The organism is Thiomicrorhabdus sp. Kp2, assembly GCF_000478585.1.
GTDB lineage: Bacteria > Pseudomonadota > Gammaproteobacteria > Thiomicrospirales > Thiomicrospiraceae > Thiomicrorhabdus.
The window spans coordinates 1,868,848-1,892,169 of the sequence record NZ_ARWI01000001.1; the positions used below are offsets into that span (position 1 = coordinate 1,868,848).

The following is a 23,322-nucleotide window of genomic DNA, read 5'->3' on the forward strand; positions in this document are numbered from 1 at the left end:
ATAAGAATTATCAGGTCGAGCCCGATAATGACGTGTTGTGGGGCAGTGCTTACAAAAGAGATGCGGCCTGTGAATAACCAGGCCTGGTAGGTTTGTATTTTGTGGTGTTTGTTTAATCAGTTTAATTTACGTTGTAATTGAAACGCACTGACAGAGTTTTGCAGTTGTGTGGATGAATCTAATAGGGATTCAGCCGTGGCAGTGGTTTCTTTGACGAGTGCGGCATTTTGTTGGGTATTGTTATCAATGGTGGTTATTGCGTCATTGATTTCACTCACTCCTTGAGATTGTTCTTGCGAGGCGGTTGAGACCTCTCTTACAATTTCAAGCATTTTTTGGGTTTCACTGGTCACTTGAACGAGTGAATTACCTACTTTATCGACTTGATTAACCCCTATATTGATTGCATTAGAGGTTTGTTCAATTAAGCTGCTAATGTCCTTGGCTGCATCGGCAGATTTACCTGCAAGCGTTCGTACTTCGCCAGCAACTACGGCAAAACCTCGACCGTGTTCACCTGCTCTGGCCGCTTCTACCGCGGCATTTAAAGCGAGTAGGTTGGTCTGAAAGGCAATTGAGTCAATTAAGCTTGTAATCTCTCTAATTTTATTTGATGCTTCTTGGATATTGTTCATGGAGCTTTTGGTATCGCCCATAACCTTATTGGCATCGTGTAGCATATTGCTTTGAGTCTCTGCAATTGAGCTTGCCATTTTGGTGTTATCTAAATTGTTATGAATTTGTGCGTTGGTTTGTTCCATGGCCGCAGAGGTTTTTTCTAAGGTAGCGGCTTGTTCTTGAGTACGGTTGTTGAGGTTGTGAGCACCTTCGGCCACGCTTGAAACGCCCTCTTTAACTTGGTGTGCAATCTCGGTGACTTGAGAAAGCGTGTCAGTTAGGCTGGTAATACTTTGGTTGATTGCTTGTTTGGCTTGCTCAATGGTGTATTCGTATTCGTGAGTAATTGGCTGAGTTAAATCACCTTGTGCAATACGTTGTGCGGCTTGAACGATATCTGCAAAGCCTGTTTCAATCTGCTCTAACGTTGCGTTTAGGTTTTCTTGCAGTTTAGCCACGTCTCCTTTGGCAATGTTTAGAATACGTTCATCAAATTTACCTCTAGCGGCAAAATCCATGACTTGGTTTATCTCTGAAAAAGCGTTAGACATGGTCTGCATAGAGGCTAAGCAGTCATCCACCACCTTGGCATAAGCGCCATGTAGATTGTTTTGGTGTGGTTTATTGAATTCGCCGTCACGCAAGTCTTGCATCACATCTTCAATTTTTTCAAAGGTCTCTTTTAATGAGATACTTGTATCATTAATACGTCCTTGCAAAATTCCGTAGTCAGACTGGAAGGGGTATTCAATGGTGTAGTCGAGTCGTCCTGCTAGAATCTCTTCCATAGCGGCAGAAATTTCGGCAATGGCTACCTGAGAAAGCATCGACTGGCGATTGTAAGCCTTAGCCATTTGGGCGATTTCATCATTACCATAACTGTGAACACGTGCAAATAGATCTGAATTTTTAACCGATTTTTCCATAGTATCTTGGGTTTTACGAATCGGTTTAATAATCATGTTCCAAAGCAGGGCTAAAATAATCAGAATCATAGAAATGAGTGAGAATAAAACCTGATAAAAAGCGGACTCAGCCACATCGTATTGTTTCATTAAAATGGCATGAAACTTGGCGATGTCTTCGGTAATGATGTGGTAACCCATGAGTGCATTTGCGCTATCAAAAATAGGTTTTGCAAAGTGAAAGTGGTCATGGGTAACTAAATAACCTTGTTTAAAAAGGCTGTTAATATCCACTTGTTGAAGGGCATTAATCTGTTTGCCAGAAACTTCCATAGAGAAGTGTTTATCGTTACCTACAACCCAGTTTTTGTCGGCAGAAACCGCAATGTTATTGGCGTTTTTTTGACGGTATTTGTCCCCAGCTAAAGCGTATTCTTTTGAAATGGCAACCAGATAGGCTCGCTCACTTTTATTCAAATCACGGCGTATTGAACCCACTCCTTGAATGAATTCAACCCCGCCTTCAAAGCGACCCTCTTTAAAAATGGGAATAATGGATTTGATATTAAAACCTAATGAACTCACCGCTAATGCCACTTGTGGTTTTTGTTCTTTTGCCAGTGTTTTTAAGTAGCCACGGTTAGACAAGTCATCAATTTTTTGTTGGTTTAGAGGTTTCCAAGACTTATAGAATGAGATGCCATTTTCATCGGTGAAATGCAGTTTTACATTGTTCAATGAACTCATTGACTTGTATTCGGGGCTAATGCCCATTAAGGCTTTATTTAGAGTTGCTTGATCCATGCTAGCGGTGGCTTGTTGAATCTCTTTTGAATGGGTAATCCCTATGGCATTGGTTAAGCCAATTTGCTCTTTTTTATCCATTTGACTGTCAACTAAGTCAGCAATGCTTTTGGCATAGTTTTCAGCCGCGTGCGTTTCGATTGCACTTTTACTTGATTCCATATAAACAAATGAGAGGCCTAAAATGAATAACGAAACAATGGAAATAATTGCAATGATTTTTTGATTTAAGGAGGCTTTATGAAAACCGATGGCCGCATTAACAGCATGACTGGTTTTATTGACCCATTCGCCATTAAAGTACACCAGTTTTTTATCTCTAATTTTTTGATACAAAGCCTCCGCACTTTGAATTTTTAGCGGGTCAGTGATAATACGTTTTACTGAGGTGTAACCAAGGTACTGGCCATCGTCATGGATAGGCTGAATTCGCATGTCTGTCCAATAGAGCTCGCCATTTTTTTTGGTTTCACAGACAGGGAAATTGATAGGTCGGTTTTTATGACACTGTTCGGCAATGGTCTCTTGTATCCCTTGCGGTAAATTGGGTGCTCTAAGAATGACAGTGGGCTGTCCTACCAACTCTTCTGAACGGTAACCCGCCCAAGATAGGTATTCTTGGTTGATATACTGAATAATGCCCTCGGCATCAACTCGAGCAATAAGACGAATAGATTCTTGCATAATACATTCCTAACAAACGATTGAGTTTAAGTTGAATGCATTCTAAGCAATATGTATGCAATTTAGTGTTATTAATTCCACTTAGTGTTATTTTTTTTATTTTGTATCAAGAAAGTACCGTTTTAGAGCAGATTAAATTGTGTGGCAAGTCTAAGGCATTCAAGCACGATAATGATGATTCATAAACTCCCAACGTCATTCCCGTGCTTGACGCGGGAATCTGCAAAAGGCTTTTAGAAGATTTTTAGGGACGATACCCTTTAAACCCTTTAATGTTAGGCTTTAATTGGGTTGAGATAGCGTTCACGTTTTTTGGGTTTGAGCTTATCTAATTCAACTAAAATCAGGGCATCAACGCAATCGTTAAAATCAGGGTCTGTGCTGAAGTCAATAAAACGGCATCCTTTATCATCAGCCACTTCAGCATATTGTTTAAATAGGGTGGGGACTTTTACACCTTCTAAATCCAGTAAAGCATTTAGTTTTTTATAGCTCTCTTTGTAGTCGCCGTTAAAAATCTCTTGGGCAATTTGTTGATTGTTTTTACTTAACTTAACGGAGCGGATGCCTTGGGCTAAATCTTGGTTAGAGCCTAATTGTTGCTGATAAAAACCAATAATCAATTCTTTAGCATTCAAAGGGTAAGCATCACTTAATGAAACTGGGCCAAACAGGTATTTAATGTGCGGATGTTGGGCAACATAAGCACCAATGCCATACCATAAATAATCTAAACTGCGTTTGCCCCAATATTTGGGTTGCACAAAACTGCGGCCTAGTTCAAGAGCGTTAGGCAGGTAGTTTTCAATCTGAGGTTTTAGGTTAAAAAGTGTGCTGGTGTATAAGCCTTTTAAACCGTGTTGTTCAACAATCTGTTTGCATTCACCAATGCGGTAAGCTCCTACAATTTCTAACTCTTCATCATCCCATAAAACTAAGTGACGGTAACGTACATCGTACTGGTCTAAATCAATTGCGCCGCCAGTGCCTTCTTCCACGGTTCTAAAGGTGAGCTCTCGTAGGCGACCAATTTCATGCATAACGGGGGAATCATCTTCAAAGTCATAAAGATAGATTTTTTTGCCATCTTGCGTTTGCCCCAGTAGAGGGGATTTTTTAAGCGCCTTTTTAAGGGCTTGTTTATCGCCAGGATGGGCAATGGTTTCTATGGTTTTAAAGGGGGTGGATTTGCCTTTTTTGAGCTGTTTACTCTCTTGGTCAAGTTGGTAGAGATGTTTACGAAACTGATTAGCCAACTGTTTAGTGGGTAATTCACTGTTTTCTATGGATTTCCATGGAATTTGTTTACCCACAAAAAACTGAATTTCTTGATGTTTTTTATTAAACATCTCCTTGACTAACATCATGGTTCCAAGCGGTTTGTATAGTGCCGATAGAGCATAAAACAGAGAGGAATTTCTAGCATCAATGTAAATCGGTTGAATGGGTGCTTTGGCCTTTTGAGCGAGTTTTAAGAAGCCGCCTTTCCATTTGCCATCACGCACACCATTAGGACGAATGCGGGAGACTTCACCTGCGGGAAAAATAATGACCGCTTGTTCTTTTTCTAAGGCATTGAGCATCTCTGTGAATTGTTTTTTGTGAGCGCTCTTTGCGCTTAGGTTATCTATGCCTAAAAACAGCGATTTGAGTGGTTCTATATGATTAAGTACATCGCTGGCCACAATTTGCACATCTGGGCGAATGCTTCGTACCATTTTTAATAAAGCTAAACCATCCAAAGAGCCAATGGGATGATTGGCTACCATCACAATACGTCCATCGGAAGGGATCCGGTTGGTGGCTTTTGAGCTGATTTTGTAACTGAAGTTAAAGTAATCTAACACCGCATCTAAAAACGCAAAGCCCTTTAAGTGCTGGTGTGTTTCTATAAATTGATTAATTTCAGCTTCATGGGTTAGCGCTTTAATTAAACTAATGACGAGTTTGCCTGTTTTTTTGGTGTGCAGCTCTGGAAACTTCTCAATAATTGCGGCTTCAATGTTTAGCATGTTTGGTGCAGATCTCAATAATGGAAAATGTCATTGAGTATTATTACTGGCAAAAAGGCTAGAGAGGTGACGAAAAGATGACAGCTTGATGATAGTTTTTTAAAGGCTAGCTTTCTGTTATTGAACTGCATTGAGTTACCAGGCCTGGTAAGTTTATGACTATTTAGCTAAGGTTTAAGCCTTATTCAAAAAGTGAAGTGTTTGAAGAGATAAAAAGTTTTTATTGATAATAAAAAGAATGTGCTTAAAGGCGCTATGTCAGAGTTGTTAACTATTTTTGTTAGGGTATGATGTCAAACTTATATTGCACAATAAGTTTGTAACTATGACATCCGTACCTTCGGCTCAGTTTTTTAAACATTTTCTACGTTATTTCCTTCCATCAATGGGGCTGGTTTTGGTTTTGGCCTATGTGGGTATGCAGCAAGCGCAAAAAGAACCGTTAAGCTCATTAAACGCTAAGGCCAATGAAAAGGTCTTGATGGCTACGACTGCGGCAATCGAAAACTTAGACCTAATTGTGCGAGATATTTTTTATATCACAAACAGTGAACTATTGAGTGAAGTATTAAATTCAGATGTCTCACTAGATAAATTGGCCAGAGATTGGCAAGCATTGATGGCCAACTCACCGATTTATGACCAACTGCGTTGGATTGATGCTAAGGGCCATGAAAGGCTTCGCATTGATCGTTCTGAAGCTTTTCCAGTCCGCATTCCTGAAGATGAACTGCAGAATAAAAGTAACCGCTATTACTTTTCTAATGCCATGAAATTAAAGGAGAACCAGTTTTATCTCTCTCCATTTGACTTGAATGTTGAATACGGCATTATTGATGAACCTCGTAAGCCGATGATTCGATTGGCTAAACCTGTCTTTGACCAACAGGGCGTAAAAAGAGGGGTGATTGTCTTAAACTATCTTGGCAATGATATGTTGCAACATCTTAAAAAGCTAAAGGATAAAAACAGCCAAAAAATTTGGTTAACCAATGCTCAAGGTTATTGGTTGTTAGGCTGTACTCCTCAAAATGAGTGGGGGTTTATGTACGATAAGCCCGAACTCACCGTTAAACACCGCTATCCCGATGCATGGCAAAAAATTATCAGCCAAGAAAAAGGCTCTTTTAGCGATGAAAGCGGACTTTGGCACTTTGATACCATTCGACCCCTTCAACAAGTGGAATACCTAAATTTGGCCGACCAGGAGCAAATTGTGGTTGATGATGTTAACTCAAAGAAAGTGGTATTAAATTCTCATAGTTATAACCCGTATTTTTGGAAGGTTGTGTATTTTTCACCCATGCAAGAGATCATGGCATTGAAACGTTCGGTTCTTATGCCCTTTTACGTAGGGTTGTCTGTTATTTTGATTTTGGTTCTCATAGGTTCAATCTTTTTAGCGCGCTCTCGCTTGGCAAAAGAAGCTGCTTTACGAGCGCTTAAAGCGAGCAATAAAAAATTAGATAAAACCAGTAAACAGTTGACTTTGGATATTGTCGCTAAAGAGAGGGCGAAAAAAGAACTAGAAGAGAGTGTAGAGCGTTACTCAAGTGTGTTAAACGCCTCAATGGATGGGTTTGTGTTAATGAATCAACAAGGCTTTGTTCTAGAGTGTAATTTGGCTCTCTATGAGATTTTGCACATAGAAAACAAAAATATTGATGGCGTGTTTTTAGGCACTCTTTTTGATAAAGAACAAGAGCAAAAAATAACTCAGTATATTAGTGATATCTTTGAAAGAGGTTATTGTAAAGTTGAGCTTGCACGCCTAGTGGATAATGCTAAATTTCACATTGAAATTAGTTTGATGCCTGTGTGTGCCACCCAGCAGATTTGTGCTTTTATACGAGATGTGACTTCGCAAAAAGAGAATGAATTTCAATTGGAAATGGCCGCATCCGTTTTCACTCATGCCAATGAAGGTATTATCTTAACCGACGCAAATTTTCTGATTGTGGATATCAATGATGAATTTGAATTCATTACTGGAAATCAACGTGAAGACGTGATTGGCAAGATACCCAGTATGATGAATTCAAATATGCAGTCTAGCGAATATTATGCGGATATAAAACACGCCTTATTGAGAAAAGGACACTGGTACGGTGAAGTATGGAGTCGTCGCAAAACGGGCGAACCTATCTTGGTATTTTTAAATATTACAAAAGTTAAAAACCCTCATGGCGGTGCTTGCCATTATGTTTGGATGTTTAATGATATTACTTTAGAAAAACAGTATCAAAAACGTTTACAAAACTCCGCACATTACGACATGTTAACCAATTTACCCAATCGATTTTTGCTTAATGACCGCATTCAGCAAGCGATAAAGGAAGCTAAACGAAACCAAAAAAGTTTGGCGATTGTGTTTATTGATTTAGATGGCTTTAAAACAATTAATGATACGTTTGGTCACGACGCTGGCGATCAGCTACTCGTCAATGCTTCTACCGAGATGAAAGCCGCTTTAAGAGCAACCGATACCATTGCTCGTATAGGCGGGGATGAGTTTGTCGCAGTTATTGGAGGGTTGCATGATTCTGATGAAGCCTTGCCAATTATCGAAAAGTTGCTGGCGGCCATTTCAATTCCCGTTAAAAAAGGTAATCAATCGCTTCAAGTTAGCGGGAGTTTAGGGGTGACCTTTTTTCCTCAAGAAACCAGTTTAGATGGCGAGCAGTTAATTAGACAAGCCGATCAGGCGATGTATCAAGCCAAGCAGTCGGGTAAAAATGGTTATCATGTTTTTGATACTGAAAGAGATGCCTATAACCGAGATTTGATTAGAAGCCTAAATAGTGTTGAACAAGGTTTGTTAAATAATGAGTTTGTTTTGCATTATCAGCCCAAAGTCTCATTACGCAATGATGAAGTTGTGGGGGTCGAGGCGTTAATTCGCTGGCAACACCCAGAAAAAGGCTTGCTCTATCCAGCTGAATTTTTACCGAGTGTCGAGAATACTCCGCTTTCAATCAAAATGAGTGAGTGGGTCATAAATCAAGCTTTACAGCAAATTGACACTTGGCTTAAGCAGGGCATTAAGCTCTCTGTTAGTGTTAATGTTGGAGTAATGGAGTTACAAAAAGGCGATTTTGTAGAGTGGATATCTGAATTGCTGAATCAGCACCCAAGTGTGCCGCGCAGTATGCTTGAGTTTGAAGTCTTGGAAACCTCTGCCCTTGAAGATGTGGTGTCGGTTAAAGCGTTGATTGAAGAGTGTAAAAAATGTGGAATTGCCTTTGCTTTAGATGACTTTGGTACAGGCTTTGCCTCTTTATCCTACTTAAAACGTTTACCCATTAAAACGATTAAGATTGACCAGTCGTTTATTCGAAATATGTTTGAAGACCCTGAAGATATTACCCTTTTAGAAGGGCTTATTGGCTTAACAAAATCGCTTAACCGAAAAGTGATTGCAGAAGGTATTGAGTCAGAAAAACATGGCAGTATGTTAATTGAGTTGGGTTGTAATTATGGCCAAGGGTATTTTATTGCAAAACCTATGGAACCGAAATTTATTGCAAAATGGTTAGCAAGCTGGCACAGACCTGAGAGTTGGATCACGCAAGTGAGTTTTGCTGAAAAGGCGCGGGCTTAATATTTGGGGTTTTATGAAACACGCTTTACTTTTTTTTCTAATGTGGTTGTTAACACCGACTGTCTGCGCTCAAATAAAGGTGGTTGAGATTGAGGATGTTTCAATCAATATTGAGGTGGTTCAGCCCCAGGTGGCAAACGATGAGAACAGACCAAAAGCACGACTACTTTGGCTGCCTTCTGAGTATGGAGTTTTAGCTCAAGAAAAAACCGTTGCCAAACAGCTTGCCAAACACGGAATTGAATCTTGGTTTGTGGATTTTTACGAGGCGATGTTTTTATCACCGACGCCGAGCGCTGTGGATAAAATTAATCCAGTTTGGACGGCACACATCATTGCCTTAGCCTCTCAAAATGGCGACCATTCAAATGAATCCATCCCTTTATGGGTTATAGCGCCAAATAAAGCCGCACAAACGGCGGTGCGTGGTTTGCAGCCCATTTTGAGTCGGTCAATAAACCAGATTGGCTTGATTTTAATTAATCCTAACCTCTATCTCGAAACACCTTTACCAGGCCAGGTAGCTCATTACTGGCCAGAAACCGCTAATATCAATATACCCACAACCATAATTCAAGCAGAACTTTCGCCCTGGAAACTTAGGGTAAGCGAATTGGCGGAGCAGTTAGCTGGCGCAGGTAGTGATGTGTTTACTCAGCTTATTCCCAAGGTGAGAGACCGTTTTTACTTTAGACCTGATGCCTTAGCAATAGAACAAGAAAAGCGTTCTAAGTTGGCGGCTCAGTTATTACAAACTATGCGTTTACAGATACCTTATTTGGGTATTGAAAGAACGATTAAACCGCTCGCTAAAGAAACGGTTAAGCCGATAAAATCGAGCCGAAATATTCACTTGTCGGATTACCAAGGCAAACAAAATTTGGGCTTGTCGTTAACGGATATTGAGCAAAAACCATTTAATATCGTTAACTATCAAGGCAGAGTGGTTTTAGTAAACTTTTGGGCTAGTTGGTGCCCGCCTTGTGTGCATGAAATGCCTTCTATGGCGCGTTTAAAAAATTATTATAGTAATCAAGATTTTGAAATTTTAGCGGTTAATTTAGGTGAAGAGTCTGCCGAGATTAAAAGCTTTTTAAAAGAGCACCCCGTTAATTTTTCAGTGCTGTTAGACCCAGAGTCTAAAGCGGTCAAAGAGTGGCAAGTATTTGCCTACCCAAGCAGTTATTTGATAGATAAAAAAGGCCAAATTCGTTTTGCTTTATTTGGCGCAACCGAGTGGGATAGTGCAGAACATATTCAGGTGATTGATTCTCTTTTAAAAGAAACCTATCAAGCGCCTTAAACCTTTTGAGTTACCAGGCCTGGTTGTTTTAAAGGGTAAGCGTATTTGATGATTGATAACAATAAAAAAATTAACCACGAAGACACGAAAGCACGAAGAATTCTAAAATCTAACACCAGTTTTATTTGAGAAAATAACCGTACAAATTGCCATTTGTTACTTGAAACTGCGCGTTATAACACCGTATAAATAAAGTATTTATGTTGAATGAGTTAAAACACATGAACGGTGTTATTTCTAATCTCTATTACTCCTTTTTAAACCTTCGTGTCTTCGTGGTTGATTCTGACTAATCAATCACAAAATTTGGATAGCTCTTTTAAATAAAGAGGGCGAATGGGTGTTATTGATTAAGCCAATCTGGAACTTGATCGGCTGGCATTGGTTTGGCAATACCATAACCCTGGCCAATAAAGCAACCTAGCTCAATCAGTCGACTACTGTGTAGGTCGCTTTCAACCCCCTCGGCAATGGTTTCCATACCAAAGGCTTGGGCAAGCCCAACTACAGCGGTAAGAATGGCCAAATCGGCTTCGTCCTCGAGCATGTCACGTACAAATGATTGGTCAATTTTTAGATAGCTAGCAGGTAAGTTTTTTAAATATTCCAATGAGGAATAACCTGTACCAAAATCATCAATTGAGACCTTAATGCCCAGAGCTTCACTGGTATGCATTAAGGCAGAAGCGTGTTTCATATCTTCTAATGCGCTGGTTTCTAATACCTCTATTTCAATGAGTCTAGTCGGTACTTCGGGGTACTTTTGTAGCATTTCTTCTAAAAACTCAATCAGTTTATAGTTTTGTAATATTTGAGCCCCTAAATTAACGCTAATTGGATATTCAATGCCTTGCTTAACCCAAAAGTGAGCTTGTTTGAATGCTTGTTCAATAACCCATTTATCCAGGTCAATGGAGGTTTTGCTTTTTTCAATGGCTGGCAAAAATTCAATCGGTGGTAGCAGTCCCTTTTTTGGATGTTGCCAACGTACCAAGGCTTCAAAACCAACCGTTTTATTGGAGCGCATATCCACTTTAGGTTGATAGTAGAGCACTAATTCATCTTTTTGAATGGCTTCATTGATGGCCATAATTTTTTGATGGCGCTCTCGTGCGATTTGGTCTTTTTCATTATCAAAGATGTGATAACCATTTTTACCTGCGAGTTTAGCCTGATACATGGCATTATCAGCCTGACGAATCAACTGGTCAGAATCAATAGGGAATGTTTGTGGATAGTAAGAGATACCTATACTGCACGAGATGGTGAAGTGATGATCTTTTATCTGAATGGGTTGGCGTGTGATTTCTAAAAAACGGTCATAGAAAGAAAGAGACTCTTCTATGGTCTCAACTTGATCTAACAGTATAATGAATTCATCGCCACCAATGCGTGCAATAGTATCATTTTCACGGGCTTGTTGGCTGTATCGGCCACTAATAATTTTCAGTACTTGATCGCCCACTTCATGGCCAAAGGTGTCGTTAATTTGCTTAAAGCCATCTAAATCTAAAAAGGCTAAAGAGATGATTTTTTTATCTCGATCTGAACGTGCGATTGAGCGGTTAAGACGGTCACTTAGCAGAACACGGTTGGGCAATCCTGTTAACGGATCATAATGCGCCATTTTTTTGAGTTTAAGTTCATTGCCTTTTTGGAGTGAGATATCTGAAAAAAGGGCCAGATAATTTTCGACCTCATTATTGGCGTCTTTGATAGTGCTAATCCTAATGTATTCAGGGTAGGTTTCACCACTTTTCTTACGGTTCCATATCTCGCCTTCCCACTTTCCTGACGTTTGGATAGATTCCCACATCTCACGGTAGAAATCGGTATGGTGAATGCCTGAATTTAGGACGTTGGGGCTTTTTCCTAAGACCTCTTTTTTGCTGTATCCTGTGATTTCGGTAAAGGCGTCATTTACATCAATAATAAGGCCTTGCTTATTGGTAACCACAATCCCTTCATTGGCATTTTTATAAACATTTGCAGCCAGCGTCAGTTTACTTTCAGTACGTTTTTGATCTGAAATATTTTGAATTGTGCCAAACATTTCGCAAGGTAAACCATTATCGTCAAATGTTAAGGTCGCTTTAGAGTGTACCCACAGCATTTCATTGGTGGTTTGATTGATGATTCGGTACTGTTTGTCAAACTCTGTTATTTTGGCGGCCACTTTTTGCGTGAAGTAGTTATGTACTTCTTGGCGGTCTTCTGTACAGATGATTTGCATCCAGTCTTCGATCTCTTTTGGATAATTGTCATCTATGCCAAATATTTTGTTAATTTCGGTTGAACATGACCACTGATTGGCTTTTAAATCGATCGTGTAATAGCCAATTTTAGCGAGTTTTTGTGCTTGTTTAAGCATAAACTCACTCTGTTCTAGCTGTTGCTGAACTCGGGTACGTTCAGTAATATCAATGGCAGAGCTTAAAGAACCAATCACTTCATCTTTGTCATTTCTAAGCAGAGTACTGCTCCAAGTAAACATCTTAACTTCGTTATTGGCCGTGATTAATGTGTGATCTATAGGTTTACTCAAATCAATTTTTTCAGCAATAAATTCGGAATGGATCTGTTTAAATTTAGCGTGAATTTCTTTTGGTAAAAAGGGTTGTTTAAACCAAGACTGGCCTAATATAGAGGCTTCTGTAACGCCCAAAACCTCACAACCTTTTTTGTTGAGCATGGTATTTTTATCGAGAGCCAACATAATGGTTGAAGTGGTGTTTAGATAGGTTGAGGTTAATTTGATTTGTTGATTTAGCTTGTCTTGAATAGCAACAATATCCGTTAGGTCTACATGCGTGCCAATTAAGTGCGGTATGGTGCTACCGTTTTTAGGGATGTCTACTTTTTGAGCTCTTGAAAGTATTGGAACATAGTGCCCCTGTTTATGTTTCATTCTAAAGCGTGTTTCAAAACCGTTATCGGTGTTGTCTAAAAACGTTTGCACACACTGTTTTGCATCATCAATGTCGTCAGGATGAAGCAGGTTTTCCCAAGATGAAAAGGCATTTTCTATTTCGTTTTCTTTATAACCTAGAATAGACTTCCACCGGGGAGAGTAAAAGGCCTCGTTGGTGTCTAAATTCCAATCCCAAACACCATCTTGACTACCCTCTAGCGCATAATGTAAACGCTCTTTAATACTTAAATTTTCAGCGGTAAGTGAATTTTTTTCATCAATATAGTCGGTTAGGTCGGTGTGAAAACCAAGCATTCTGTGAGGTTTGCCCTGTTCATTTTTAAGGGCAAAACAGCGACATTGAACATGGATAATCGAGCCATCTTTGTGTAGATAGCGAATAGTGCGGTTTAATGGATATTCAGTGCTACAAGCTTGTTCGGTTAAGCATTTTTGGGTAAGGGGTAAATCTTCTGGATGAATGACGCTTTCCCACGCCTCTTGGGTGTGCGCTTTTTCTGCTGGCTTATACCCAAGCGTGAGCCAAAACTTTTCACTCATCCAGCGGTTGTTGGGGTTTTCTAAATCCCAAAACCACATGCCATCAAAAACCGTACCTTCTAGAAGGTGAAAAAGCGTTGTATTGGATTTTAATAACGCATTTAATTCGGATTCAAGTTTGTTTGTTTGTGGCATGTAATAGTAGGCTTTTATACGGGTTTATGAGAGTTTGATTCTACTAGGAGTTATTCAATAACAAAAGGCTAAATTTAATAATAACCCTATAATATTAAAGGATAAGAGCTTATTTAAACGATGAGGGAGCTTGGGATGGCCTAACCCCTTGATTAATTGAGAGGTTAGGATGGGTTGAGAGTTGGGCGGTTTTTATGCTCGAGATAAAAATTTGCCTGTTAAGGTGCTGACCTTAACCACTTCATTTGGTTCAATAAATTCAGGTACTTGTATTTCATAGCCTGTTGAAAGCACGGCGGGTTTAGTGCGGCCTGCCCCCGTTGCTTTGGTTCCTGGGTTGGTTTCAACCACTTCTAAATCCACATTGGTGGGCATCTCTATCGCAAGAATTTGCTCTTCATATAATAAAGCCGTTATGCCAGTTAATCCTTCAGTGATGTACTTTTTTTCATCTTCTAGTTCATTTGCAGCGAGTAGATACTGTGTATAGTCTTCATTGTTCATAAAGACATAGTTATCACCATCAATATAAGAGTACATAACCGAAACTTTGGTGGTTTCAACTTCTTTAATCATGTCTTCACCTTTGAAGGTTTCATCGACTTTTTGACCTGTTTTAAGATTGTTAAAACGCACTTTATACATGGTTGACGCACCACGAGAAGAGGGGTTTCTAACGTCGTAAGTTTTTACAATGTGCGGTACACCATTGATTTCAACAACACTGCCTTTTTTAAGTTCATTGATTCTAGGCATGGGGGTTTCCTTTAAGAAGTTTGAGCGGATTATAATGGCGCTATTTTCAGGAGTTTTGATGACGAATGCAAGCAGTGTTTGAGAGCAGGTGGGAGTTCTAGTCACTGAGCGATTGTTGAGCGGTTTGATAGCCGAGTTCAATCATCTCATTCACTTTGGTGAACTCCAGCATACCACAGGCATCACGCGGTATTTCTAAGACGATATCTGGTGGATAGGCGGCTAATTTTTGGCGTGCAATGGTGCTTTGCATACTATCGAATGCTTTGTTGCTGATGTCGTACATATCCCAGTTAAATGACGCAAGATTCGATTTTTTATCGGGCCTAAATCGTTTAATGAGTGAATTAAATAATTCAGAGGCATTATTAAGCCAAGAGTCATCTTGAGAGGTATTTGGTTTTTCAACCGTTTTGGGTTGATTGGTTTTGGGTTTTCCGCCAAGGTTGACCGCAATGGTTAAATCATTGGTTTGGCTAAAGGTGGGGGCGATGGGAATTGGGTTGAGTACCCCACCATCAATAAGTGTCAGCCCATGACGGTGAAAAGGGGTAAAAATCATTGGTAGGGCGATAGAGGCACGAACTGCTTCTAATAATGGCCCTTTTTGAATCCAAACTTCTTTTTCATTTTCTATATCGGTGGCAACCGCTGTAAAGGGAATGGTTAAGTCCTCAATGTTTGGATGACCAATGAGCTCTTCCAGTTGATTAAAGAGTTTATCGCCTTTAATTAAGCCACTGCTATCCCACGCAATGTCGGCAAGCCCAAGAATGTCGGTATGGCCTAACTTTTTAAACCAGGTTTCAAATTCATCAAGTTTGCCAACGGCGTATACGCCACCAATTAAGGCGCCCATTGAACTACCCGAGATAAAGTTGATTTGGTAGTTATGTTCTTCTAGCCAGCGAATCACGCCAATGTGTGCCAAACCACGCGCACCACCACTGCCTAAAATGAGAGAGACGGTTTTGGTTGTTTGGGTGAATTGTTTAGGTTTAGACATCTATATAACCTTTGGATGTTTTATAACCAGGCCTTTATACTTCTATACGGGATGTGGTTATTTTAGGTATCCATATTTTGTGATTGATTAGTCAGAAACAACCACGAAGACACAGAGACACGAAGGTTTAAAAAGGAGTAATAGCGATTAGAAATAACAACCAATGGCAATTAGTACGGTTATTTACTCAAATAAAACGGGTTTAGATTTTAGAGTTCTTCGTGCTTTCGTGTCTTCGTGGTTAATTTTTTAGTTTTTATCAATCATAAATTCCGCTTACTCGTTATTTTAAAGCTTCGGATACAATCGCTTTAGCTTCTTCTAAAATAGCATTTAGGTGTTCTTGGCCTTTGAAACTTTCAGCATAAATTTTATAAATATCTTCTGTACCCGATGGACGAGCGGCAAACCAACCGTTTTCGGTGGTGATTTTTAAGCCACCAATCGCTGCGCCATTGCCAGGTGCGTGGGTGAGTTTGGTGGTAATGGTTTCGCCTGCTAAGGTATCGGCTTTAACCATCTCTGGTGAAAGATTGCTTAAAATCGCTTTCTCTTCACGGTTGGCTGGTGCATCGATTCGGCTGTAAATGGGGTTGCCAAATTTTTCAGTGAGTTCTTGATAAAGTTCGCCAGGGTCTTTACCTGTTACCGCAGTGATTTCTGCCGCTAATAAGTTCAGGATAATGCCGTCTTTATCGGTACTCCAAGGCGAACCATCAAAGCATAAAAAAGACGCACCTGCGGACTCTTCACCACCAAAACCAAAGTCACCTGTTTGTAAACCATCCACAAACCATTTAAAACCCACTGGCACTTCACTTAAATTCAGGTTCATGGCGTTGGCGACTCGGTCAATCATCGAGCTGGATACCAAGGTTTTACCGACCGCAGCATTTTTTGGCCAGTTTGGACGGTGGCTAAATAGGTATTGAATGACTACCGCTAAATAGTGGTTTGGGTTCATTAGCCCTACTGATTTGGTGACAATGCCGTGGCGGTCAACGTCTGGGTCATTACCAAAGGCTAAATCGTAGTTGTCTTTTAAATCAATAAGCCCTGCCATGGCGTAGGGTGATGAGCAGTCCATACGAATTTTGCCATCTTTGTCGACATGCATAAATGAAAAAGTGGCATCGACTTGTGGGTTAACAATCTCTAAATCTAAACCGTAATGGTCAGCAATCGGTTGCCAAAAATCAACGGCTGCACCGCCCATTGGATCAATCGCTAATTTTAAGCCCGCGTCTTTAATGGCTTGCATGTTAACGACTTTATCTAGGTTTTCTACATAAGGCGTAATTAAGTCAGTCGGTGTCACAAATTCTGAAGCCATGGCTTCTTTAAGTGGCATACGTTTGACCTCGTTCATGCCACCAATAATCATCGCATTGGCTCGGTCTTGAATCCAGGTGGTTACATCAGTATCCGCTGGGCCGCCTGTTGGCGGATTGTATTTAAAACCACCATCTTGTGGAGGGTTATGCGAAGGGGTAATTATCACGCCGTCTGCCAGGCCTCCTTGACGGCCTTGGTTGTAACTTAAAATGGCATTAGAAATCACTGGCGTTGGAGTATAACGACCATTTGATTGAATAATCACATTGACATTATTTGCGGCAAAAACCTCAATCGCGGTAGCATGAGCCGCTTCAGATAATGCGTGCGTGTCCATACCAATAAACATTGGGCCTATAAAACCTTCTAAGCGGCGGTATTCAACAATCGCTTGGCAAATGGCGGCAATATGATTCTCATTGAAGGTGGTTTTACTGGAACAACCGCGGTGCCCTGATGTGCCAAAACTAACCGCTTGGTCAGGATTACTTGCATCGGGAGTAAGGTTGTAATAGTCCGCCATCAATAAAGGGATGTTTTCCAAAAGAGTGTATGGGGCTTTTTTGCCTGCGTATGGAGAGTTGGCCATAATGTTACTCGCTTTAATGAGGTTGTCAGTTGTAAAGTGTTTCTGTTTAAACACAGTAACGATTCAGTTTAACGATGTAAAGTAGAGATTTATATTACGTTTTTTTGATAAGGGTTTGTAGCTGATTTTAGACTGAATCTGATTGCAAAATAAGTTACCAGGCCTGGTAACTTATAACGGCTTAATTTGTTTCAAATTTATCTGTTTTGTTAATCATTCAATATTAAAATCCTTTATAATCCGAGTCCACTTTCTCTATTTTATTTGCCAGTTTATTGATGATAATTTCACCAGCAGACAATTTGATTGCTCAGCACAGCAAAGAGCACCATTCCAGTACGAATAAGTTAAGTCGTTGGATTGCTGCGCTTATTTTGCTGTTTGTGTTTACGCAAGCAGCAGGGTTGATACATGCTGAGATTCATCCGTTTCATGAACATGAAGCCAGTTGTGATGTATTTGATAACCTTGCTCAGCCAATAAACCATGATTCAAATGTCTCTTTTGAATTTGTAAAAGTGCCTTTTGTTATTCCAACAGGTTTGGCATTGCGTTCCGTCTTTGACGCGCAATACATTCCTCACTTCATGGGGCGTGCACCGCCTGTTCTTAATTGATTTTGCTTTAGTTTATCAAGGGGTTAATACCTCAAATATTTTGCGATTGTTATTTAGCTAAATGCACTCGCCTGCAAAACCATTAGGAAACATTATGAAACTCAATAAAATCACGCTGGCTGTTTATTGCGCCAGTGGAATCGTTTGTCTGTCTGCGCCATTAACAGCTATGGCACAAGCAACACAAGAAAACAGCAATACCTTATTACCTGCTATTACTGTCTCAGCATCGCCGATTCATGACCATGAAGCGTTTGAAGTGCCGTCGCAAATCGATAGTATTACTGATGAACAAAAAATGGCACAAGAGAGCGGCTCACTTGGCAAAATGTTAGAGAGCATCCCAGGGGTAAACAATCAATCGGCGGGTGCGCAATCAGGTAAGCCTGTGATTCGTGGTCTAACGGGTAACCGCGTTAAACTGCTCTCTAATGGCCAAGCGACTGACTATCAGGCTTATGGCACACGTCATAACCCAAATACTGAGCCTTATTTAGCTGAGCGTGTGGAAGTTATACGAGGGCCACAAAGTGTATTGTATGGCTCAGAAGCAATGGGCGGTGTGGTCAATGTGTTGCAAGCTGAGTTGCCTTATGGTCAAGAGATGAAAGGTCAAGTGGCAACCGAATATAACAGCAACAACCAAGAAAAAATGTTGGGTGCAAAAATCGGTGCAGGTTCTGAGAAGTTTGCAATCAATGCAGGTGTGGCAATTCGTGAAGGCGATAACTTTACTGTGCCAAATACCTCGTCATCAGAAGGGGCGACACCAAGTAGCGCAATAGGTGATAAACCCTTGTTTGTTGGCGAAGTACCAAATACAAATTTTAAAAACCGAACTGGAAACATCGCACTTGGTTATCAAGATGACTGGGGTAAAGTTGAGTTGCGTCATACACAATGGACAGCGTATCAAAACTTTTTAGGTATTGAGGCAGCAAATGCGGTGTCTGAATATGAAGCTTTGGCCACAGGGCAACGTTTACAAAATGATGAGACACAGTTAAGTGCCGAGTTTTATACCGATAATGACTGGGTCATTAAACCAAGCTGGACACACACGCGTAACGCCCGTGAAGCCTCACATGATTTACCGTTTGAAACCATGTCGGCGGATAAAGGAACTGAAGAATATTTAGACCTTTTGGTTAAACGTGATGACTTTAAACTAGCTTTGGAACACCCTAAAGTGGGGGATTTTGAAGGTGAAATCGGGTTTGAAGTGACTGAAAAGCAACAAACCTTACGTTCAGGGCATTTAACGCCTTCAGCCGATGAAAGCAAACGTGCTATTTATGTGTTTGAAGAAGCGGATTATGATAAGTGGTTGGTACAGTTTGGCGCGCGATACGATACCGTATCAATTAAAGCCCCTTTAGGTGAAGAGAACGAACATTTTGTAGGTGATATTTTTGATGCCACCAATAATAAACGTGATTTTGACGTGGTTACAGGCTCATTAGGGGCGACTTACCGCGTTGATTCTCAATGGAGTATTGCAGGGAATATTGCTAGAGGATTTAGAGCGCCAAGTATTTTTGAACTCTATGCTGGTGGCGAACATGGCGGTGTTCAAGCTTATCAAATCGGTAATCCTGATTTAGAAGCAGAAACGGCAATTAACACCGACTTATCGCTTCGTTGGCAGTCACCTAAATCTCAGGTTGTAGCAACGGTTTATCAAAACTGGATTGATAATTATATCTATCTAGCTAACACTGGATTGTATCGAGCAAAAGAAGGCGCGCCGAACGAAGGTCAAGTTGTTGCTTCCACGGCACCAGGAGCCATTCCTGAAATGAAGGCGGAACAAACCGATGCCACTATTTACGGCTTTGAATTCAGTGCCAAACATCAATTTAACCAGGCCTGGTCAACCGACCTAGCCTTGGAATTAATTGCGGGTATGGACACTAAAAACAGCCAGGATTTACCGCTAATGCCAGCCAATAACGCCAAATTAAATGTGCATTATCATCCACAAGATTTTGCGGGTTTATCTCAGCAAAAAGTGAGTGTTGGTGTTAAGCTCGTGGACGCTAAAAACTCGGCGGGTGCTTATGAACCATTCTCTCAATTTGATAATTTGCCCATTGGCACGGCTTCAACGGATGCTTATGCTTTATGGAATGTAAATTATCAAACAGCTGTTAAGTTAGATAAACAAACGTTACATTTAAGTGCCGCAGTGGAGAATTTGTTTGATACCCCGTATGTGGATTTTTTAAATACATACAAAGGCTATACGCTTAACTTGGGTAGAAATATTCAACTTAAAGCACGTTTGGATTTTTAATATTTTGTAAATTTAAATCTAAAAAACTTACAGGCCTGGTGATTTGCATAAATCCCAGGCCTTTTTTATGTGCTTGAGATGCTTATTTGGAAAGCTGCGAATGTTTTACCAGGCCTGGTAAGCTCTGTGGCCATATATACTTTTGTGAGCATAGGGTAGAATAGCCTCAATTTTTGATTAAATAACGACTTTAGTGGGTTTTAAAATGCAGTGAAAAAGTCGCAGATTGCCCTTGAAAAAGGGCGAGTAAGTCCTTATTTACAAGGCAATTAAAGAATTTAAGAGATTAAACACATTATGAGCAAAGATTATTATGCGATTTTGGGCGTTTCTCGCAGTGCGAGTGATGCTGAAATTAAGAAAGCCTATCGAAAAATGGCGGCAAAATATCACCCAGATAAACCGACAGGGGATGAAGCTAAATTTAAAGAATTAAGTGAAGCTTATGAAACTTTGAGCGATGCTGAAAAGCGCTCAATGTACGACCAGTTTGGCTCGGATTATCAACAGCGTGGTGCAGGCGGTTTTGGCGGCGGGCACGGTGGCTTTGGTGGTGCCGATTTTGGCGATATCTTTGGTGATATGTTTGGCGGCGGTGGCGGCTTTGGTGGTGGTCATGGCGGTTTTCAGCAACAAGCTCGTCCTAGGGCAGGTGAAGATCAGTCTGTTAATGTTATGGTGTCGCTGGTTGAAGCCGTAGAAGGTACAGAAAGAACCATTAACGTACAAACAGGTAACCCTCAGTCGAGTAGCTATTCTTATGATACGACACCGATTAAAGTCCGTATTCCAGCAGGGGTAACGCAAGACCAAAAAATTCGTGTGAAAGGCAAAGGTTTTTCTGGATTCAATGGCGGGCCAAATGGTGATGTGATTATCCAAATTAAATTGGAAAAACATCCTCACTATAAAGTAGAGGGTAAAGATATCTATTTGGATTTACCTATCACGCCTTGGGAAGCCGCTTTGGGTGCAAAAGTAGATATACCAACCTTAAAAGGTAAGGTAAGAATGGCGATTGCCGCTGGAACGCAGTCGGGCACTAAGCTACGCATTAAAGACCGTGGATTAGGAGCCACCCCTGGTAATCAGTATGTGATTGTGCAAATCCATACGCCACCTGCGGCAACCGATGAAGATAAAGCGTTGTATGAAAAAATGGCTGGGCAAATGCCATTTAATCCAAGGGCAGACTATTAAGTTTTCATTCAGCAAAAGGATTAAGGTCCAGCAACAGGATTAAATTTTAGAGCCAGTGGGAGACTACTGGCTTTTTTGTTGGTAAGAGAGAATTAAATTTTGTATTTCATCAATTTTAAAGGGTTTACTTAAAAAGCCATTCATACCACTATCAAACGCCAGTTGCTTATCTTCATTGGAGGTGTTTGCAGTTAAGGCAATAATCGGTGTATTTAACTTTAAGCCTCGAATGGTTCGTGTCGCTTCAAAACCGTCCATCTCGGGCATTTGACAATCCATTAAAATCAAATCATAAGCGGGTAAAGCGTTTATTTGTTTCTGCTTGACTAAGGCCACTGCTTCAAAACCGTCTTCGGCTAAATCCACTTTATGTCCGAGTTTTTCTAAAATCTTTTGGCCTATTTGGCGATTCACTTGGTTGTCATCGACTAATAAAATCGTGCTGCTTTGTGCTTTTAAATCTGCAATATTTGGTTTGATAGATAGCTTATTTTGCGAGTCGGTAGGCTGATTGGATAGGCAAACCCAAAATTTTGAGCCAATGTTTGGGGTGCTCTCAACCCCGACCTGACCACCCATAAGCTGTGCGAGTTTCATGGATATGACCAAGCCAAGCCCCGTTCCACCAAATTGACGAGTCGTTGAGGCATCTACCTGAGAAAAGTCGATAAAGAGTTTGGCTAAGCCCTCTTCAGAAATGCCGATTCCTGTGTCAATAATGCTGAGCTGGATTTGCTCATCAATTGCTTCGATTTTAAGCAGTATTTTGCCTTGTTCAGTAAATTTAACGGCATTGCTTAAGTAGTTGTTTAACACCTGCGTAATTCGGAAAGAGTCGCCTATTTGCCAATGTGAGATTGTCTCATCCCACTCAAAACATAAATCAATATTTTTCTCGGCACACTTTTCCTGAAAAGGTAGGAGTGAATTTTGACAGGCCTGGTATAAATCAAAAGGGATATTTTCAATATCCATTTGCCCAGCTTCGATTTTAGAAAAATCCAAAATATCGTTAATGATATGCAATAGAACATTGGCCGAATGGTCGGCAATGCCCAGTAGTCTTTGGCACTCATTAGAGACAACTTCCGATTCCAGTAAATTTAACGCGCCGATAATACCGTTAATCGGCGTACGAATTTCATGGCTCATCGTGGCGACAAATTCAGATTTGGCTTTACTTAAGGCCAGAGCGCGATTTTTCTCTTTTTCAGCCTCTGCGGTACGCTGTTCGACTTGAAGCTCCAAATCTGAAGCCAGCTGGGTCAGGGCTTGGTTGCTTTCGTAAAGCTCTAGTGATTTTTGTTCTAAAATTTGTTCCGCTTGTTTACGAGCTTGGCGCTCACGGAAAAAACGTTTTTCAAAAGGGTTGTTGGTCATTTTTGTGGCCGAAAGCGGTTAAGATTTAGTTAAGGTAAAAACGACTTTAGTTAAGCTTTCTGAAGATTGGTCATTCATTTGAATCTCAATCTCTTCGTCAAAATAGGTGGAGGAACCTTTAATCAAACCATAAGCCAGAGCAGAAAATGGGCGTTTTGAACTATAGATTAATGTCATGCGTTTTTCCGATTCTATTTGGGAATCAAAGGTCGGTAGCTCTGCCTCAGGGTAAAGCTTTTTCACTTCAACATGCACTTTGTTTTCAATGGTGTGTAAAAAATCAAAGCAGTTATCGACTGTTTCAAAAAACATGGGATAACCTTCAGAAAACCGTACCAGAAGATGTTCGCCAAATATCTTCACTAAGTCTTCAACTGAAATACCTGTCTCAGCACTTAAATGAGTGACTAATTCAAGTAATTCTTGGTGGTCATAGGTTCCCACGGAGGTATAGGCACCACCTGAAGGTAGGTTGGATTTTTCAATGATCTCATCGGCCATTTCAAAGCCAAATTTATCTTCAACAAGCTCTATAAACTCGGCAAATACAATTCCTTTCATGCTGGAAGCGCCTTTTGATGTGTGGGTTGAATAAGTGCTTTAGTTTTA

General features: G+C 40.4%; 13 protein-coding genes. 5 read left to right on the forward strand and 8 right to left on the reverse strand.

All coding sequences use genetic code 11. The features are described from left to right. Positions 1-116: 116 nt before the first annotated feature. Positions 117-3,011 (reverse strand): methyl-accepting chemotaxis protein, encoded by a 2,895-nt coding sequence (locus tag A379_RS08545; protein ID WP_040727494.1) that lies wholly within the window; start codon positions 3,009-3,011, stop codon positions 117-119. A 275-nt stretch (positions 3,012-3,286) separates the two neighbouring features. Then, positions 3,287-5,023 (reverse strand): lysophospholipid acyltransferase family protein, encoded by a 1,737-nt coding sequence (locus A379_RS08550; protein ID WP_040727496.1) that lies wholly within the window; start codon positions 5,021-5,023, stop codon positions 3,287-3,289. A gap of 325 nt (positions 5,024-5,348) precedes the next feature. On the opposite strand from A379_RS08550, the gene A379_RS12770 reads away from it, so the two are divergent. Together A379_RS12770 and A379_RS08560 are read left to right on the forward strand one after the other, a co-directional pair. Next, entirely contained in the window at positions 5,349-8,624 is a 3,276-nt protein-coding gene (locus A379_RS12770; protein ID WP_051145115.1) for an EAL domain-containing protein, read from the forward strand. A gap of 13 nt (positions 8,625-8,637) precedes the next feature. After that, entirely contained in the window at positions 8,638-9,927 is a 1,290-nt protein-coding gene (locus A379_RS08560; RefSeq protein ID WP_051145116.1) for a TlpA disulfide reductase family protein, read from the forward strand. Positions 9,928-10,270: 343 nt separating this feature from the next. Here the strand turns inward: A379_RS08560 and A379_RS12775 are convergent, their stop codons facing one another. The 4 genes from A379_RS12775 to pgm form a co-directional block, all read right to left on the reverse strand. Then, positions 10,271-13,534: an EAL domain-containing protein gene (locus A379_RS12775; protein ID WP_051145117.1), complete on the reverse strand. Its 3,264-nt coding sequence runs from the start codon at positions 13,532-13,534 to the stop codon at positions 10,271-10,273. A 192-nt stretch (positions 13,535-13,726) separates the two neighbouring features. Continuing rightward, positions 13,727-14,290: an elongation factor P-like protein YeiP gene (yeiP, locus tag A379_RS08570; RefSeq protein ID WP_040727498.1), complete on the reverse strand. Its 564-nt coding sequence runs from the start codon at positions 14,288-14,290 to the stop codon at positions 13,727-13,729. A gap of 97 nt (positions 14,291-14,387) precedes the next feature. Beyond that, entirely contained in the window at positions 14,388-15,296 is a 909-nt protein-coding gene (locus A379_RS08575) for a patatin-like phospholipase family protein (RefSeq protein ID WP_040727500.1), read from the reverse strand. 283 nt (positions 15,297-15,579) lie between these two features. Continuing rightward, positions 15,580-17,220: a phosphoglucomutase (alpha-D-glucose-1,6-bisphosphate-dependent) gene (gene pgm, locus A379_RS08580; RefSeq protein ID WP_040727502.1), complete on the reverse strand. Its 1,641-nt coding sequence runs from the start codon at positions 17,218-17,220 to the stop codon at positions 15,580-15,582. A gap of 278 nt (positions 17,221-17,498) precedes the next feature. Between pgm and A379_RS08585 the strand changes: the two genes are divergently transcribed. The 3 genes from A379_RS08585 (at position 17,499) to A379_RS08595 (ending at position 21,333) form a co-directional block, all read left to right on the forward strand. Next, entirely contained in the window at positions 17,499-17,837 is a 339-nt protein-coding gene (locus A379_RS08585; protein ID WP_040727504.1) for a hypothetical protein, read from the forward strand. Between the two features lie 94 nt (positions 17,838-17,931). After that, complete coding sequence (locus A379_RS08590) at positions 17,932-20,133, forward strand: TonB-dependent receptor (RefSeq protein ID WP_040727506.1); 2,202 nt, start codon at positions 17,932-17,934, stop codon at positions 20,131-20,133. A gap of 297 nt (positions 20,134-20,430) precedes the next feature. After that, positions 20,431-21,333: a DnaJ C-terminal domain-containing protein gene (locus tag A379_RS08595; RefSeq protein WP_040727507.1), complete on the forward strand. Its 903-nt coding sequence runs from the start codon at positions 20,431-20,433 to the stop codon at positions 21,331-21,333. Positions 21,334-21,396: 63 nt separating this feature from the next. On the opposite strand, the gene A379_RS08600 is transcribed toward A379_RS08595, so the two are convergent. Both A379_RS08600 and A379_RS08605 read right to left on the reverse strand, forming a co-directional pair. After that, the gene (locus A379_RS08600) at positions 21,397-22,713 is read right to left on the reverse strand and encodes a response regulator (RefSeq protein ID WP_051145118.1); all 1,317 of its coding nucleotides are present in this window, start codon (positions 22,711-22,713) and stop codon (positions 21,397-21,399) included. A gap of 18 nt (positions 22,714-22,731) precedes the next feature. Next, positions 22,732-23,274, reverse strand: a complete 543-nt coding sequence (locus A379_RS08605) for a heme NO-binding domain-containing protein (protein WP_040727510.1) — start codon at positions 23,272-23,274, stop codon at positions 22,732-22,734. Between the last annotated feature and the right edge of the window lie 48 nt (positions 23,275-23,322).